The 397-nt window shown below is 53.9% G+C and carries 1 protein-coding gene; it reads left to right on the top strand.

Going from position 1 to position 397, the window contains the following annotated elements; all coding sequences use genetic code 11:
• Nucleotides 1-397 (top strand): hypothetical protein (locus ABLN94_RS24610; protein ID WP_352997353.1); only part of this gene is annotated, 397 nt, incomplete at both ends.

Raw genomic sequence — 397 nt, forward strand, 5'->3', positions numbered from 1 at the left:
GGACAGGCTCTATGTCTACTCGACTTCCGCTTGGAGCGGCGTGACAAGTTTCGATGGAGGCGGCGGCTCTAACGATAGGCTCAGATTCTTCCAGAGCTCAGCAACCTTCGACCTGACATCTGTTTCTCTCAGTAATGTCGAGCGGCTCTATAGCTTTACGAGTAATTCGACGCTGGTTGTAGATGACACGTCACTTGCCGATTTCACGACAATCAGAAGCAATCCTGGCAATCGGCTGCTCACCAACGATACGTCGCTGGATTTGACGGGCAAGTCGGTTCAGAATTTTACCGTTGAAAGTGGAAACGCAACGGGAACGACCTTCACGGTCAACTCGAAGGCGACCGCTTTTCAGATCAGAGGGGGGGCGGGCAGCGACACAGTCGATGCCACCGGG

It is taken from the genome of Ruegeria sp. SCP11 (assembly GCF_040329455.1).
GTDB classification, from domain to species: Bacteria; Pseudomonadota; Alphaproteobacteria; order Rhodobacterales; family Rhodobacteraceae; genus Ruegeria; species Ruegeria atlantica_E.